Source organism: Pseudomonas sp. FP2254 (assembly GCF_030687695.1).
In the GTDB taxonomy this organism is placed as follows: domain Bacteria; phylum Pseudomonadota; class Gammaproteobacteria; order Pseudomonadales; family Pseudomonadaceae; genus Aquipseudomonas; species Aquipseudomonas quebecensis.
Map to the genome: position 1 here is coordinate 4,256,397 of NZ_CP117444.1, position 14,926 is coordinate 4,271,322.

General features: G+C 61.1%; 15 protein-coding genes and 1 pseudogene. 9 read left to right on the forward strand and 7 right to left on the reverse strand.

Annotated elements, in window-relative coordinates; genetic code table 11:
- Window positions 1–6: 6 nt before the first annotated feature.
- Window positions 7–774, reverse strand: a complete 768-nt coding sequence (locus PSH94_RS26185; RefSeq protein ID WP_370694782.1) for a methyl-accepting chemotaxis protein — start codon at window positions 772–774, stop codon at window positions 7–9.
- A 165-nt stretch (window positions 775–939) separates the two neighbouring features.
- A pseudogene (locus PSH94_RS26190) lies at window positions 940–1,635 on the reverse strand (methyl-accepting chemotaxis protein); the annotation flags it as partial.
- A gap of 235 nt (window positions 1,636–1,870) precedes the next feature.
- Between PSH94_RS26190 and PSH94_RS19565 the strand changes: the two are divergent.
- Both PSH94_RS19565 and PSH94_RS19570 read left to right on the forward strand, forming a co-directional pair.
- Window positions 1,871–2,893 carry a transporter gene (locus PSH94_RS19565; RefSeq protein WP_181080141.1) on the forward strand — a complete coding sequence of 341 codons (1,023 nt, stop codon included), beginning with the start codon at window positions 1,871–1,873 and terminating at the stop codon, window positions 2,891–2,893.
- A 131-nt stretch (window positions 2,894–3,024) separates the two neighbouring features.
- Window positions 3,025–4,641: an inorganic phosphate transporter gene (locus PSH94_RS19570; protein WP_253509071.1), complete on the forward strand. Its 1,617-nt coding sequence runs from the start codon at window positions 3,025–3,027 to the stop codon at window positions 4,639–4,641.
- 10 nt (window positions 4,642–4,651) lie between these two features.
- Here PSH94_RS19570 and PSH94_RS19575 read toward each other — a convergent pair whose 3' ends face one another.
- Window positions 4,652–5,554, reverse strand: coding sequence for a LysR family transcriptional regulator (locus PSH94_RS19575; RefSeq protein ID WP_253509073.1), 903 nt, complete (start codon window positions 5,552–5,554; stop codon window positions 4,652–4,654).
- 108 nt (window positions 5,555–5,662) lie between these two features.
- Between PSH94_RS19575 and PSH94_RS19580 the strand changes: the two genes are divergently transcribed.
- Window positions 5,663–6,421, forward strand: coding sequence for an SDR family NAD(P)-dependent oxidoreductase (locus PSH94_RS19580; protein WP_305435593.1), 759 nt, complete (start codon window positions 5,663–5,665; stop codon window positions 6,419–6,421).
- On the opposite strand, the gene PSH94_RS19585 is transcribed toward PSH94_RS19580, so the two are convergent.
- Window positions 6,320–6,832 (reverse strand): multidrug/biocide efflux PACE transporter, encoded by a 513-nt coding sequence (locus PSH94_RS19585; protein ID WP_253509076.1) that lies wholly within the window; start codon window positions 6,830–6,832, stop codon window positions 6,320–6,322. The two genes, PSH94_RS19580 and PSH94_RS19585, sit on opposite strands and share 102 nt — an antisense overlap.
- Window positions 6,833–6,919: 87 nt before the next feature.
- Between PSH94_RS19585 and PSH94_RS19590 the strand changes: the two genes are divergently transcribed.
- Together PSH94_RS19590 and PSH94_RS19595 are read left to right on the forward strand one after the other, a co-directional pair.
- Window positions 6,920–7,774, forward strand: a complete 855-nt coding sequence (locus PSH94_RS19590; protein WP_266246495.1) for a LysR family transcriptional regulator — start codon at window positions 6,920–6,922, stop codon at window positions 7,772–7,774.
- A gap of 98 nt (window positions 7,775–7,872) precedes the next feature.
- Entirely contained in the window at window positions 7,873–8,370 is a 498-nt protein-coding gene (locus tag PSH94_RS19595) for an N-acetyltransferase (RefSeq protein ID WP_305435594.1), read from the forward strand.
- A gap of 61 nt (window positions 8,371–8,431) precedes the next feature.
- Here the strand turns inward: PSH94_RS19595 and PSH94_RS19600 are convergent, their stop codons facing one another.
- The gene (locus tag PSH94_RS19600; RefSeq protein WP_305435595.1) at window positions 8,432–8,914 is read right to left on the reverse strand and encodes a GyrI-like domain-containing protein; all 483 of its coding nucleotides are present in this window, start codon (window positions 8,912–8,914) and stop codon (window positions 8,432–8,434) included.
- A gap of 196 nt (window positions 8,915–9,110) precedes the next feature.
- On the opposite strand from PSH94_RS19600, the gene alaC reads away from it, so the two are divergent.
- Window positions 9,111–10,322 carry an alanine transaminase gene (gene alaC, locus PSH94_RS19605; RefSeq protein ID WP_305435596.1) on the forward strand — a complete coding sequence of 404 codons (1,212 nt, stop codon included), beginning with the start codon at window positions 9,111–9,113 and terminating at the stop codon, window positions 10,320–10,322.
- A gap of 96 nt (window positions 10,323–10,418) precedes the next feature.
- Here the strand turns inward: alaC and PSH94_RS19610 are convergent, their stop codons facing one another.
- Window positions 10,419–11,771 (reverse strand): GntP family permease, encoded by a 1,353-nt coding sequence (locus PSH94_RS19610; protein ID WP_305435597.1) that lies wholly within the window; start codon window positions 11,769–11,771, stop codon window positions 10,419–10,421.
- Window positions 11,772–11,854: 83 nt separating this feature from the next.
- Window positions 11,855–12,388: a gluconokinase gene (locus PSH94_RS19615; protein WP_181080131.1), complete on the reverse strand. Its 534-nt coding sequence runs from the start codon at window positions 12,386–12,388 to the stop codon at window positions 11,855–11,857.
- Between the two features lie 213 nt (window positions 12,389–12,601).
- Here PSH94_RS19615 and PSH94_RS19620 point away from each other — a divergent pair, with 213 nt between their 5' ends.
- From PSH94_RS19620 to PSH94_RS19630, 3 genes are all read left to right on the forward strand, one after another.
- Window positions 12,602–13,633, forward strand: coding sequence for a LacI family DNA-binding transcriptional regulator (locus PSH94_RS19620; protein ID WP_181080171.1), 1,032 nt, complete (start codon window positions 12,602–12,604; stop codon window positions 13,631–13,633).
- Between the two features lie 314 nt (window positions 13,634–13,947).
- Window positions 13,948–14,181, forward strand: coding sequence for a DUF6124 family protein (locus PSH94_RS19625; RefSeq protein WP_181080130.1), 234 nt, complete (start codon window positions 13,948–13,950; stop codon window positions 14,179–14,181).
- Window positions 14,182–14,283: 102 nt separating this feature from the next.
- Window positions 14,284–14,916 (forward strand): glutathione S-transferase family protein, encoded by a 633-nt coding sequence (locus PSH94_RS19630; RefSeq protein ID WP_181080129.1) that lies wholly within the window; start codon window positions 14,284–14,286, stop codon window positions 14,914–14,916.
- The last annotated feature ends 10 nt before the right edge of the window (window positions 14,917–14,926 follow it).

The window sequence follows — 14,926 nt, forward strand, 5'->3', positions numbered from 1 at the left end:
GCGCGATCAACCGCCCAGTCGCGCCGTCACTTCATTGAGCTCCCCGGACAGCCCTCGCAGGTTTTGGCTCGCCGCTTCGGTGCGTCGCACGTTGTCCAGGTTGGCGGTAGCGACCGTTGTGATCTGTGTGATATTGCGCGAGATGTCCTCGGCCACCGAGGTCTGCTCTTCGGCCGCGGTTGCGATCTGACGGTTCATGTCACGAATCGCCTCCACCGCCTGCGTGATGTGCGCGAGCATGGCACCGGCCTGAGTGACTTTTTCCACACTGTCGTCGCTGCATGACTGCCCGCTGACAATCGCCTCGGCCGCATCCACCGCGCCGGTTTGTACCGCCTGGATGATCCCGTTGATCTCGATGATCGACGCCGCCGTGCGTTGCGCCAGGCTGCGTACTTCGTCGGCGACCACCGCAAAACCGCGGCCCGCCTCCCCTGCACGTGCCGCCTCGATGGCGGCGTTGAGCGCCAGCAGGTTGGTCTGCTCGGCAATCCCACGAATCACTTCCAGTACTTTGCCGATGCGCACGCTGTCGTTTTCCAAGCGACGAATGATGGTGCCGGTGTTGAGGATTTCAGTGCGCATCTGGCCGATGGTGGCAATGGTGACTTGCATCACGTCGCCGCCTTCACGCGCCGAGCGGTCGGCCTCATCGGCGGCGCGGGATGCGTCGGCGGCGTGACGTGCAACTTCCTGGGCGGTGGCCGACATTTCAGTCATGGCCGTGGCCACCTGATCGGTGCGGGTAAATTGATCGTGGGTGCCCGAGGCCATCTGACCGGCAATCGAATTCAGCTCGCCACTGGCATTGACCAAGTCGGTGGCACTGCGTTGCAAGCGGCTGAACGTCTCGGCCAGGAAGTCGCGCAACGTATTGGCGGCGGCGGCCAGATGACCCAGTTCATCCTGGCGCCGGCTGGCGACTCGCTCGGCAAAACGCCCACGGCTCAATTGCGTCACGTAGTCGATCAGGCCACGTATTGGCTGGATCAGGTTACGGTTGATCAACCACAGACTGAACAAACCGATCAGCACACCGGACAGCAGCATGATGCCCAGGCCCACCACTACGGTGCGCTCGGCATAGGCACTGATGGTCAGGGATTTCTGGTTGCCTTGCTCTCGCAGATCGTTGACCAAGGCGCTCATCTGCTCACTGGCGGCGCGGTCCACGCCTTTGACAGCCGTGTCGCCGGCCACCGGGTCGCCACCGGAAGCCACGTAGGCGTCGCGGCCTTTCTGGTAGGCCACGCCGAGTTGCTGATGTTCCTGGCGCAGGGTTTCAATGCGTCGGCTCAACGCCGGATCGCTGTCGGTCTGGGTGACCAGCCGCGCCAGAATGCCTTGCACATCGTGTTGTCGTGCCTCGAACTGGCCCCAGTATTTTTCCAGGTCCTGAGGCTGTTTGCCGCGCAGCAGAACGTTTTTCCATTCCTGCACCTGCACTTTGAATTGCAGGTTGGCTTCATCGATCAGTTGGGAGGTGTGCAACGGGCCATCGATCAAGCTGCGATAGCTCTGCACACCATTGGACAAGAAGTTGAAACAAGCCAGGGCGATCAACAGCATCGCCAACAGACTCCCGCCGAGCAGCGACAGAATCTGCGCTCTCAGTGAAGCTCGTAAAACGTTCATCGGGGAAAGCCTCGATACAGGAAGAAAGGCGCACGCACAGCCACATCCCTGTCATCCCGCCAACCCTTTCGACAGTGGTGCTTACACGTTGGATCGACCGTTCCAGACGCTTCTTGAGCGTAGCTGACCCGTGGTCAGCCCTTCCGAGCCGTCACAAAACTGTCAAATCTCCCTGCAATGATTCGCCCACGCGAACCTGTGAAAAGTCCTACAGGCGCTTTCTCTGCGAGCCTCCATGAACCACAGCATCGACCACAGCCACCAGGACTCTGACCTGTTTGGCTTGCTCTACGGTTTTCGTTTTCGCCCAGGTGAAAAAGGCGAGCAGATCGACTCAGCCACGGCCTTGCAAGCACTGCAGCAACCGGCCGACTCGGAAGAATTCCTATGGCTGCACCTGAACCTGGCCCACGCGGCCTGCGAGCGTTGGATGAAGGCTCACCTGCAGTTGCCCGAAGAGTTCTTCGAAGCGCTGCATGAAGGCTCGCGCTCCACGCGCATCGAACACGTCGACGCGGCCTTGCTGGCGGTGGTCAACGATGTGGTATTCAACTTCAGCAGCATGGTCTCCTCGGATATTTCCACGCTGTGGGTGTGTGCGCGCAGCCGCCTGTTGATCAGTGCGCGCCTGCAACCGCTGCACTCGGTGGATAAATTGCGTTCGTCGGTCAAAGGCGGTGAGCGCTTTCGTTCGCCGCTGGAATTGCTCGTGCATTTGCTGCGCGATCAGGGCGAGGTGCTGACGCAGATCGTGCGCAAGACCAGCATCAGCGTGGACCATATCGAAGACCAGTTACTTTCCTCGCGCGTGTCCACCAACCGCGCCGAACTGGGCGCCATGCGCCGGGTGCTGGTGCGCCTGCAACGCTTGCTGGCGCTGGAACCGGGCTCGCTGCTGCGGCTGCTCAACCGTCCGCCGCAGTGGTTGCAGAAGGAAGACGTCAAAGAGCTGCGCAAGTCCACCGAGGAATTCGCGCTGATCATCAACGACCTGACGGCCCTGGGCGAACGCATCAAGCTGTTGCAGGAAGAGATCGCCGCCAACCTCAACGAGCAGAGCAATCGCACGTTGTTCACCCTCACCGTAGTGACGGTACTGGCGCTGCCGATCAACATCATCGCCGGTTTCTTCGGCATGAACGTCGGCGGCGTGCCGCTTTCCCAGGATCCGGAGGGGTTCTGGATTCTGGTGGCGCTGGTGGCGACGTTTACCTTGATTGCCGGACGCTGGGCATTCCGCAAGCGCAAGGACTACTGAGTGCGCCCTGCCCTGGCTGCACGAGCAGACCGACGGCGCCTTCAATCACCTAAACACTGACGTGCCGCAGCATCTCTGTAACATTCTGCAATGATCATGGGCGACATCCTCCTCACTCTGGATGCTCCGGCATGGCCACCCCTTCCCTGACTGCTTCCACGTCCGCCCCCCTGGCAGGCCCCAAACCCCGGCTCGACAAGAAACCCGGCCTGGTCACGGTGATCATTTTCTTCGCCGTGCTTGCCATGGGCCTGTTATTCACCGCCTACAGCCTGATGCACGACATGCACGAGATGGGCGCACAGGTCACCACCTGGACGCCATTCCTGTTGCTGGGCGTGGCACTGTTGATCGCCCTGGGCTTCGAGTTCGTCAACGGGTTCCATGACACCGCCAACGCTGTGGCCACGGTGATTTACACCAATTCGCTGCCGCCGCACTTCGCGGTGGTATGGTCGGGCTTTTTCAATTTTCTCGGCGTGCTGCTTTCCAGCGGCGCGGTGGCGTTCGGCATCATCGCCCTGTTGCCGGTGGAGTTGATTCTGCAGGTCGGCTCCAAGGCCGGCTTTGCCATGATTTTCGCGCTGCTGATCGCCGCGATTCTGTGGAACCTCGGCACCTGGTGGCTGGGGTTGCCTGCGTCGTCATCCCACACCCTGATCGGTTCGATTATCGGCGTGGGCGTGGCGAACGCCTTGATGCATGGGCGCGACGGCACCAGCGGGGTGGATTGGAGCCAGGCGACCAAGATCGGTTATGCGTTGCTGTTGTCGCCCCTGATCGGCTTTGTGTTTGCCGCTTTGCTGTTGCTGGCCCTGCGCGCCTTCGTGAAAAACCGCGCGCTGTATAAAGCCCCCAAGGGCGACACCCCGCCGCCGTGGTGGATTCGCGGCATGCTGATCGCTACCTGCACCGGCGTGTCGTTCGCCCACGGTTCCAACGACGGCCAGAAAGGCATGGGCCTGATCATGCTGATTCTGGTCGGCACCCTGCCGATGGCTTATGCCCTGAACCGCACCATGCCCGCCGAACAATCGTTGCAATTTGCGGCGGTGGCCGAAGTGACCCAGGCCGCGCTGGTCAAAAGCGCGCCGCAGGCCGCGCCAGGCGACCCGCGCGCGATTCTGTCGGTGTATGTGCGCACCAAGGAAGCCACTCCGGAACTGGTGCCGGCCCTTGCCGCCCTCGCCGGCCACATTGGCGATGAAGTCAAAGGCTACGGCTCCCTGGCCAGGGTTCCCGCCGAAGCGGTCGGCAACGTGCGCAATGATATGTACCTGACCAGCGAAACCATTCGCCTGATGGACAAGGGCAAGGTCGGCAACTTCGACGCCGACACCCAAGGCAAACTGCAACTGTTCAAACAGCAGATCGACGATGCCACGCGCTTTATCCCGCTGTGGGTGAAAATCGCCGTGGCCATTGCCCTGGGCCTCGGCACCATGGTCGGCTGGAAGCGCATTGTGGTGACGGTAGGCGAGAAAATCGGCAAGACCCACATGACCTACGCCCAGGGCGCCGCGGCGGAAACCGTGGCGATGCTGACCATCGGCGCGGCGGATATGTATGGGTTGCCGGTCTCGACTACCCATGTGTTGTCATCCGGCGTGGCGGGCACCATGGTGGCCAACGGCGGTGGCTTGCAGATGAAGACCATCCGCAATTTGCTGATGGCCTGGGTGCTGACGTTGCCGGCGGCGATTCTTCTGTCGGGCAGCCTGTACTGGCTGTTCACCAACCTGTTCTGACGCACCTTGATCAAACATGCGGGTGGGGTTGCACCATGGCCGCCAACCAGTCCATGAACACCCGCACCCGCATGGGTAAATGCCGTTGCCCGGCGTACAGCAGGGCCACATCCAACGGCGGTGGCGGGTAGTCCGGCAGGATCGCCACCAGTTCACCACGAGCCAATTCGTCGGCCATGCCCAAGGTCGGCACCTGGATAATCCCGAAGCCGCCCAGGCAAGCCGATTTGTACGCATCGGTGCTGTTGACCGTCACCCGCCCCTTCATGGGAAGCCGTTGCACCTTATTGCCCTGCAGGTACTCGAACCCCGCCGAACGTGATCCCAGCGGGCGTACGTAATGCACCAAGTGATGGTCGGTGAGGTCGGCCAAGGTGTGTGGCACGCCAAAACGCTGCAGGTAGCTGGCGCTGACACAATTGATCATCGGCAGGCTGCACAGCGAGCGGGCTACCACCGTCTGATCCGGCTGCGCGCCGATGCGCAACACGCAGTCGAACCCTTCGGCGAGCAGGTCGACCTGGCGGTCGGTGGCGCTGATCTCCAGCTCGATCAGCGGGTGTGCGTCCATGAACGATGGCAGGCGCGGCAGAATCAACTCCCGCGCCAGGGCGTTGGGCATGTCCACGCGTATCCGCCCGGCCAACTGAGCTTCGTCCTGGCGAAACAGCCCCTCAAGTTCCTCCATATGGGCCAGCAAATCCTTGCTGCGCTCGTACAACACACGACCATCCTGGGTGGCTTGCACCTTGCGCGTGGTGCGTTGCAGCAAGCGTGCACCGAGCAGTTCCTCCAGCGCCTGCACATGCTCGGACACGGTAGAGCGCGGCAGGCCCAGGCTCTCGCCGGCCTGGGTAAAACTCGACAGCTCGGTGACGCGTACGAAGGTGCGCAGCAACTCAAGTTTGTTCATGGGATTGTTCGCCTTATCCGGCCAGTGATTCCGGTTTCGTTCTGTTTATCACGTTACAGGCGGACAAATACACTCAGTCCCACATTCACATCCGAAGAGGACTGCACCATGACCCGTAAAATCGCACTTATCACCGGTGCCAGCCGTGGCCTGGGCAAGAACGCCGCGCTGCACCTTGCCGCACAGGGCGTCGATATCATCGGCACTTACCACAGCAAGGCCGACGAAGCCCAGGCACTGCTGATGCAGATCGAACAATTGGGCGGTCGTGCCGCAATGCTGAAGCTGGATGTGAGCCAGAGCGCGACGTTCGGTGATTTCGTCGGCGATGTGGCTGGCGTGCTCAAGGATGTTTTCGCACAGGATCGCTTCGACTTTCTGATCAACAATGCCGGTATCGGCATTCACGCCAGCTTCGCCGAGACCACCGAAGCGCAGTTCGACCAACTGCTGGCGATCCAATTCAAGGGCCCGTTTTTCCTGACCCAGAAACTGCTGCCGGTGATCCGCGACGGTGGTCGCATCCTCAACGTCTCCAGCGGCCTGGCGCGCTTCAGCTTGCCAGGCTACGCAGCCTACGCGGCGATGAAAGGCGCGATGGAAGTGCTGACCCGCTACCAGGCCAAGGAGCTGGGCGGGCGTGGCATCAGCGTCAACATCCTCGCCCCCGGTGCTATTGAGACCGACTTCGGTGGCGGCGCCGTGCGCGACAACGCCGACCTCAACGCGATGGTCGCCAGCAATACCGCCCTGGGCCGCGCCGGTTTACCGGACGATATCGGTGGCGCGATCGCCAGCCTGCTCGCCGACGGCAGCCACTGGATCACCGGGCAGCGTATCGAGGCGTCGGGCGGGATGTTTTTGTAGGAGCTTTTCGCGCAGCACGTCATACCCCCAGTGATACACGTAGGTGTACGGCAGAAAAAACAGCAGTACACCGATGTCGAGGATGAAAGCCTGCAACAGGCTGATCTTGAGCCACGCCGCGATCAACGGCACGCATACCAGGATCAGCCCGCCTTCGAACAGCAACGCATGGAGCACGCGGGTCCATGGGTTGTTGGCCAACTGCAGGCGCACCTTGAGGCGGTCGAACAGGCCGTTGAAGATCACGTTCCATGTCAGCGCCATCACGCTGATCGCCAGGGTGACCATGCCCATTTCCAGGGCGGGCTTGTCCATGATCCAGGCCAGCAACGGCGTACAGATCAACAACGCCAGGGCTTCGAAACCGATGGCCTGGCACACGCGTTCGGTAAGGGATTTGCTAGGGCTCATGACCCGGCTCCACAGTGAGGAAGGTTGCCATCATTACCCTTTGAATCGATACTTCATAACCAATAACCATCGATCAAGGCGATAGTCATGGCCTCACATGAAGTGCTGCAGGCGTTTGTGCAGGCGGCTACCCAAGGCTCGTTTTCAGCGGCGGCGCGCAAGCTCGGCAAGAGCCAATCCACCGTCAGCGCGGCGGTGGCGAGCCTGGAGATCGACCTGGATGTGGTGCTGTTTGACCGCAGCAGTCGCAAGCCGACCCTCACCCCCGCCGGCCATGTGCTGCTGCAACGCGCCGAGCAGGTGCTGGAGGCCAGCAGCCGGCTTGAATTGGCGGCGAGCCAGCTGGCCCAGGGGCTGGAGCCTAAGCTGAGCATCGCGATGTCGGACACCTACCAGTCCGACCGTTTCGAGGTCGCCCTCAGTGCATTCGAACAACGCTACCCGGACCTTGAGCTGGAATGCCTGATCGCCGAGTGCGAGGACCTGATCGCGCTGGTGCAAAGTGGTCGCGCGCAGATCGCGTTTATTGAACAGCAGGACGTGTACCCACCGGACCTGACGCGCGCGCCCGTGGAAGAACGCACGGAAATTGCCCTGTTCGTGTCCCCCAAACATCCCCTGGCGCGCCTCGGCACGCTCACCGCGCACGCCCTGCAACAGCATCGCGAACTGCGTCTGGCCAGCATCATCAACCCGAATGAAACCCGCGCCAACGGCCGCGTCTGGTCGGCCCCCAGTTACCTGATGCTGCTGGAGATGGCCCAATTGGGTTTCGGCTGGGCGCCAATTCCGCGCTGGCTGGTGGAACGGTTTGGCGGCGGCCAATTGGTGGAGCTGAAAGCACGCGGCTGGCCGCGCTCGGTGGCGGTGGATGCGTTGTGGTCGCGGCATCATCCACCGGGGCCGGCGGGGAGCTGGTTGTTGGGCAAAATGCTGGAATGATCGGGACGACTAAAGTGGGACGGCGCGGTTGAAAAATAATGTCGCTGCACCAAACCCGATAGACTGCGCCCCTACTTGCAGCCGTTCGGACACCCTCGATGCACACCCGCCTCGTCGACTACGCGGCGCTGACTGCCATGCAACAACAGCACGTCAGCGCCATCGAAGTTCACCCTGAGCAGTTGCCGTTTTGCGGCGATATGTATTGCGCGCTCAATAGCCTGTTGGCTAAACCCAGCCCCGGCGTCAAAGGCTTTGCGCTGCTGGCCGACGACTTGCCGGTGGCCTTCCTGCTGCTTAAACGTCCACCTTGCCTGCCCCACTGGGCCGATGAACACAGCGCTACGCTGCATGCCTTGCAGGTGGACCGGCGGCAACAGGGTCGTGGGTTCGGCAAGGCGTGTCTGCAGGCATTGCCGGCGGTGGCGCTGGAGGCATGGCCGCAGATCAAGGGCTTGGAGTTGTCGGTGGACACGGACAATGTGGCGGCGATGGGCTTGTATCTGGGGCTTGGGTGGGTGGACAGCGGCGAGGCCTATAAGGGGCGGGTTGGCTACGAGCGCAGGTTGAGCCGGGCACTTCATCCGAAGCAATAACAGTCACGTAAACATGACGTTCAGAGGTCCATGTCATGTTTACGCGACATTGGTTGCCGGTTCAGCCCCGCTCTCCGATCGGTAACCAGATTTCCACCGTTCCCGTGCCTTTGCGCGCATCAAAATCCGCGCTGTAGCGCTCGAAATCCGCCCCCATCACCTTGTAGCCCGAGTGCGGCAACCACTCGAACATGATGCGCTCGTAGGTCTGTTCCAACGCCTGTACCGGGCCATGATGCGGGAACACGGCATAGTTGAGCGGTGGAATTTCGATCACTTCAAAGTTGCTCGGCACATCGCTTTTGGACGGGACTTCCACGCCGGCCATGTAATCGAATTCGCCGTGGCGGGGGTTATGGCACACGCCATAGGTCACACCACCGACACGTTTCTTGATGTCCTTGATGCAACTGTCGAACAACTCCCACAGCCGGGGGATATCGCCGACGGTGGCCTTCGAATAACGGCCTTGTACCCCGGCGATCACCAAGGCCTTGCCTGCTTCCAGGCGTGGCTCCAGCGGTTGTTTTGTCTGCTGATCCATACGAACAGTCTCCTTCTTATAAGGGAACGAACCCGCGTCGAGTATAGGGGCATTTCCACGCGGCGCCTCAAGCAGAAAATTTTCCTACGCATCTGGACAACTGGCCATCACCGACCGTATTGTCTGCCCCGCAGGCCACCGCAGTGGCCGACGTCGCTCGGACGGTTCCGGGCGCTTACGTACTCTCGAGGCAACAATGGCCGAACAAGGTTCGCCGCGCCGCTTTGCGCGCATCGATCGACTCCCCCCTTACGTGTTCAATATCACTGCCGAGCTGAAGATGGCTGCGCGTCGGCGCGGCGAAGATATCATCGACTTGAGCATGGGCAACCCCGACGGCGCCACGCCGCCGCACATCGTCGAAAAACTTGTGCAAGTGGCCCAGCGTGAAGACACCCACGGTTACTCCACCTCCAAAGGCATACCGCGCCTGCGCCGGGCGATCTCGCGCTGGTACAAGGACCGTTATGCAGTGGATATCGACCCCGAGACCGAAGCCATCGTGACCATCGGTTCCAAGGAAGGCCTGGCGCACTTGATGCTGGCCACCCTGGACCAGGGCGACACCGTGCTGGTGCCCAACCCCAGCTACCCGATTCACATCTACGGTGCCGTGATTGCCGGCGCCCAGGTGCGCTCGGTGCCGCTGGTGCCTGGCGTGGATTTCTTCGCCGAGCTGGAACGGGCGATCCGCGGTTCGATCCCCAAGCCGAAAATGATGATCCTCGGTTTCCCGTCCAACCCCACCGCGCAGTGCGTGGAGCTGGATTTCTTCGAACGTGTGATTGCGCTGGCCAAGCAGTACGACGTGCTGGTGATCCACGACCTGGCCTACGCCGATATCGTCTACGACGGCTGGAAAGCCCCGTCGATCATGCAGGTGCCCGGCGCCAAGGACATTGCGGTGGAGTTTTTCACCCTGTCCAAGAGCTACAACATGGCCGGCTGGCGTATCGGCTTTATGGTGGGCAACCCGGAACTGGTCAACGCCCTGGCACGGATCAAGAGCTACCACGACTACGGCACGTTCACACCGTTGCAGGTGGCGGCGATTGCAGCATTGGAGGGCGACCAGCAATGCGTAAAAGACATCGCCGAGCAATACCGCCAACGCCGCAATGTGCTGGTCAAGGGCCTGCATGAGTTGGGTTGGATGGTCGAGAATCCGAAAGCGTCGATGTACGTCTGGGCGAAGATCCCGGAGGCGTATGCCGCCATGGGTTCGCTGGAGTTTGCCAAGAAGCTGCTGCTGGAAGCCAAGGTGTGCGTGTCACCGGGAATCGGCTTTGGCGAGTATGGGGATGATCATGTGCGCTTTGCGCTGATTGAGAACCAGGACCGCATTCGCCAGGCGGTGCGTGGGATTCGCGGGATGTTCCGCGCGGATGGGCTGGTCCAGAAAGCCTAGCCATTTGTGTTGCAGAAATGCAGTTAAAAATGTGGAAGGGGGCTTGCCCCCTCCCACATTTGATTGGGTTTTCACCCTTGCCTTGTGGTGTGCCTGTTAGACCACTAACGACAGCAACATGATGAAGATCAACGCCACCACGGACAGGATGGTTTCCATCGCCGTCCAGGTCTTGAAGGTCTCGGCCACGGTCATGTTGAAGTACTGCTTGACCAGCCAGAACCCCGCATCGTTGACGTGAGACAGGATCAACGAGCCCGCCCCCGTCGCCAGCACCAGCAGCTCGCGGTTCACCCCCGGAATCATGCCCACCACCGGCACCACGATGCCCGCGCCGGTAATGGTCGCCACAGTGGCCGAACCGGTGGCCACGCGAATCACCGCCGCCACCAGCCACGCCAGCAGAATCGGGTTGATCTGCGCGGTCACGGCCATATGGCCGATCACGTCACCTACACCGCTGGTGACCAGCATCTGCTTGAAGCCACCACCGGCACCGATGATCAGGATGATCGCGGCGGTCGGCGCAAGGCTGGCGTCGAGCAGTTTGAGGATCTGCTTGGAGTGAATGCCCTGACGCGCACCGAAGGTATACAAGGACAGCAGCAACGCCAGCAGCAGGGCGGAGATCGGATGACCGATCATATCCATCCAGTTGCGCACGATGTGGCCGTCCGGCAGGCCGATGTCAGCGAAGGTTTTGAGCAGCATCAGGAACACCGGCAACAGCACGGTGATCAGGGTAATGCTGAAGCTCGGCAGGTCTTTGCTTTCCGGCTCGCGGGCCAGTTGATCCACCAGTTCCTGGGACGGGTTGCCCGGAATGTACTTGGCGATGAACGTACCGAAGATAGGGCCGGCGATGATGGCGGTCGGCAGTGCGACGATCAGGCCGTACAGGATGGTCTTGCCGATGTCCGCGCCAAACACACCGATGGCCAGCAGCGGGCCCGGGTGCGGCGGCACCAGGCCGTGCACCGCCGACAGGCCGGCGAGCAACGGAATGCCGATTTTGATCAGCGACACACCGGTGCGGCGCGCGACGATAAACACCAGCGGGATCAGCAGCACAAAGCCGATTTCGAAGAACAGTGGGATACCCACCAGAAACGCGGCGAACATCATGGCCCACTGGACCTTTTCCTTGCCGAAGGCGCGGATCAGGGTCTGGGCGATCTGATCGGCGCCGCCGGATTCGGCCATCATCTTGCCGAGCATCGTGCCCAGGGCGAGGATGATGCCGACAAAGCCGAGCACGCCGCCGAAACCGTCCTGGAACGCCTTGATGATCTTGTCCACGGGCATGCCCGAGGTCAGGCCGAGAAAGCCTGCCGCAATGATCAACGCGATAAACGGGTGAACCTTGAAACGGGTGATCAAGACGATCAGCCCGATAATAGTGACCACTGCATCAAGCAGCAGATACGACTCGTGGGACATGCCAAACATGGGGGTCTCTCCTGTTTGTTGTTGTTATTAAAGCGGGTATTGAATGAGTTGCCGGGGATAGCGCTATCTTGTCCGGCAAACAATTATTTGGATGGTTCAAAACCGTGTTCCAGCCACCAGGCGTTGGTCTGCTCGGCGAGTTGCTCGACGTTGTCGCGGCTGGCGTTGAGGGCCAGGGTCAGCGGCTCGCCTTTGGGCGATTCGAGGGTGGCGAACTGGCTGTCGATGAGGCTGGCCGGCATAAAGTGCCCAGGGCGGTGGGACACGCGGTCGGCGGCCACTTCACGGGTCAGTTCCAGAAACACGAACCCCAGGCCCGGCGCGGCTTCGCGCAGGTGGTCGCGGTATTTTTTCTTGAGGGCCGAGCAGGTGAGCACCGGGTGTTGGCCGGCCTTGAGCGAGCGGCGCAGCTCATCGCAGAGGATGTCGAGCCAGCCGGCGCGGTCGTCGTCGTTGAGGGGGTGGCCTGCGCTCATCTTTTCGATGTTGGCGGCGGGGTGAAAGCTGTCGCCTTCAATGGCGGTGGCGCCGTTAAGGCGGCACAGGGCCTCGCTGACACTGGTCTTGCCGCAGCCGGCAACACCCATGATGACCAAGGCGGTAACAGGTTGACTCATGAAACACCTCAGGACGCAGATAGCGCTACCCTTGCACGCTGTAAGGCTAGTGCAAAAACAGGCTTTTCCCGCGCCGTCTTGTCTTTTTTTATGGAGTGACGCGTGCATCCGCTCCAATGGTTTGAACAGGATCAGGCAACCCAACGTTCAAGTATTTGCAGCCTTTTGGAGACAGCGCTACCTTAGTGCCTCGATTTTTGTTTGGCAAGCCGCCTGATGACCTCCAAGAACGATAAAAATACCCGCACGACGGGACGCCCCACCCTGAACGAAGTCGCCCGCCTGGCCGGCGTCAGCCCTATCACCGCCTCACGCGCCCTGCGCGGCATCAGCACCGTGGCCACGGAGCTGGCGGAAAAAGTCCGGCACGCCGCCGCCGAACTCAATTACGTGGTCAACCCCGCCGCCCGCGCATTGGCCTCGGCCCAGAGCCATTCGGTGGTGGTGCTGGTGCCTTCGCTGTCCAACCTGCTGTTCATCGAAACCCTCGAAGCCATTCATCAGGTACTGCGGCCCAAGGGCTTCGAAGTGTTGATCGGCAACTCCCACTACTCGCGCGATGAAGAAGAAAACCTGCTGCGCAATTACATGGCCTACCAGCCGCGAGGCCTGCTGCTGACCGGCTTCGACCGCACCGAAAGCGCCCGACGGATGGTCGAGACCAGCAACGTACCCTGCGTCTACATGATGGACCTGGACCCCAACGCCGGCGTGAACTGCGTGGGTTTCTCGCAACTGGTCGCCGGTGAAACGGCGGCGGCGCACTTGATCGCCCGTGGGCGCAAGCGCCTGGCGTACATCGGCGCGCAACTGGACCAACGCACCCTGCTGCGCGGCGAAGGCTTTCGCCGCGCGCTGCAACAGGCCGGCCTCTACGACCCCGCCTTGGAACTGCTGACGCCGCGCCCCTCTTCCGTGGGCCTGGGCGGCGAGTTGTTTCTGCAGTTGCTGGCCAGCCATCCGGATGTGGATGCGATTTTCTTCGGCAATGACGACTTGGCCCAGGGCGCATTGCTGGAAGCGCTGCGCCATAACATCAAGGTGCCCGAACAAGTGGCGGTGCTGGGTTTCAACGACTTGCCGTCCTCCTCCTTCATGGTGCCGCGCCTGAGCAGCATCAGCACTCCGCGCGAAGCGATTGGCCGGCGTGCGGCGGAGCATTTGTTGACGATCATGGCGGGTAACAAGATCGCCAAGCCGGTGGTGGATATGGGGTTTGAGTTGCGCGTGCGGGAGAGCACGTAGGACAGGTGTAGGAAGCAGCTGACATTACGGTAAGCGCCTTGCCCGCTTGCCTACGCTTACGTCAGAATCCGCCGGCTTGTGTGCCTGGGAGGCGATCTTTAAGGTTTGCCGGTCGCTGAATTCTCGGTGATCGGGTTTAGTAGCCCGAGCCTCCCAACACAAGATGCATGAGCCTATCGATGCTTGATGGTGGCTGTGCGCAGGGCGCCTTCGGGTGCGCCGGGTTTGTGTGGGATACCGGTCTACTAACCTGCGTACAGCTGCCACCCTCGTTTAGTAGCGATGAGGTATCAGCCCAAATCAGGTACTTAAACATGCAAAGCCCACATCCCACGCATACGCTTTTCACCGTCATCCCCGATGTCTCCATCGAAAGCCTGTTGATCAACAGTTACGAAACCGTCTGTTCCGTCAGCACCTTGCTGCTTGATTTGTCCAATGACCTATCCGGTAAACACCGTGATGTCGCCTTGGCCATTCATCAATTAAGTGAGCTGAGCGTACTGCTGGTCGGCAAGGCCGCGGACCTGCACGCCCCACGCTGTTGAGCCCCTCCCCTTCGCACATTTTTTTCCGTGCACACTTAGAGATATCGCCGTCGCTTGTCGCCCCTGCTAGATTGTCCCTCTCTCCATCGCCAGGGAAGCACCATGGGACACTCACTGAAAATCTTGGGCCGCGCGTCGTCCATCAACGTGCGCAAAGTGCTCTGGACCTGCCAGGAACTGGGCATCGACTACGTGCGTGAAGATTGGGGCATCGGCTACACACCCACTCAATCCGCCGAGTTCCTGGCCCTGAACCCCAACGCTCAGGTGCCGGTGCTGATCGATGACCACGGCGTGCTGTGGGAATCCAATACCATTTGCCGCTATCTGGTCGGCCTATACCAACGGCATGACCTGCTGCCCGCCGAGCCCGCGCCAAGGGCTCGGGTGGAGCAGTGGATGGATTGGCAGGCTACCGAGCTGAACCCGTCCTGGGGCTACGCGTTCCATGCCTTGGTGCGCAAAAACCCGGACTATCAGGACCCGCAACGCATCCAGGCCGGTGTGCAAGGCTGGAACGACAAGATGGCCATCCTCGAACAACAGTTGACCAAGACGCAGGCCTACGTCGCCGGTGATGAATTTACCCTGGCCGACATCCTTATCGGCCTGTCGGTGCACCGCTGGCGCATGACGCCGATGGAGCATCCGCCCTTTCCCGCGGTGACGGCCTATTACGACAGGCTCAGCCAGCATGCGGGCTTCAAGGCATTCGCCCTTGATGGTCATAATTGATCGCCACGCC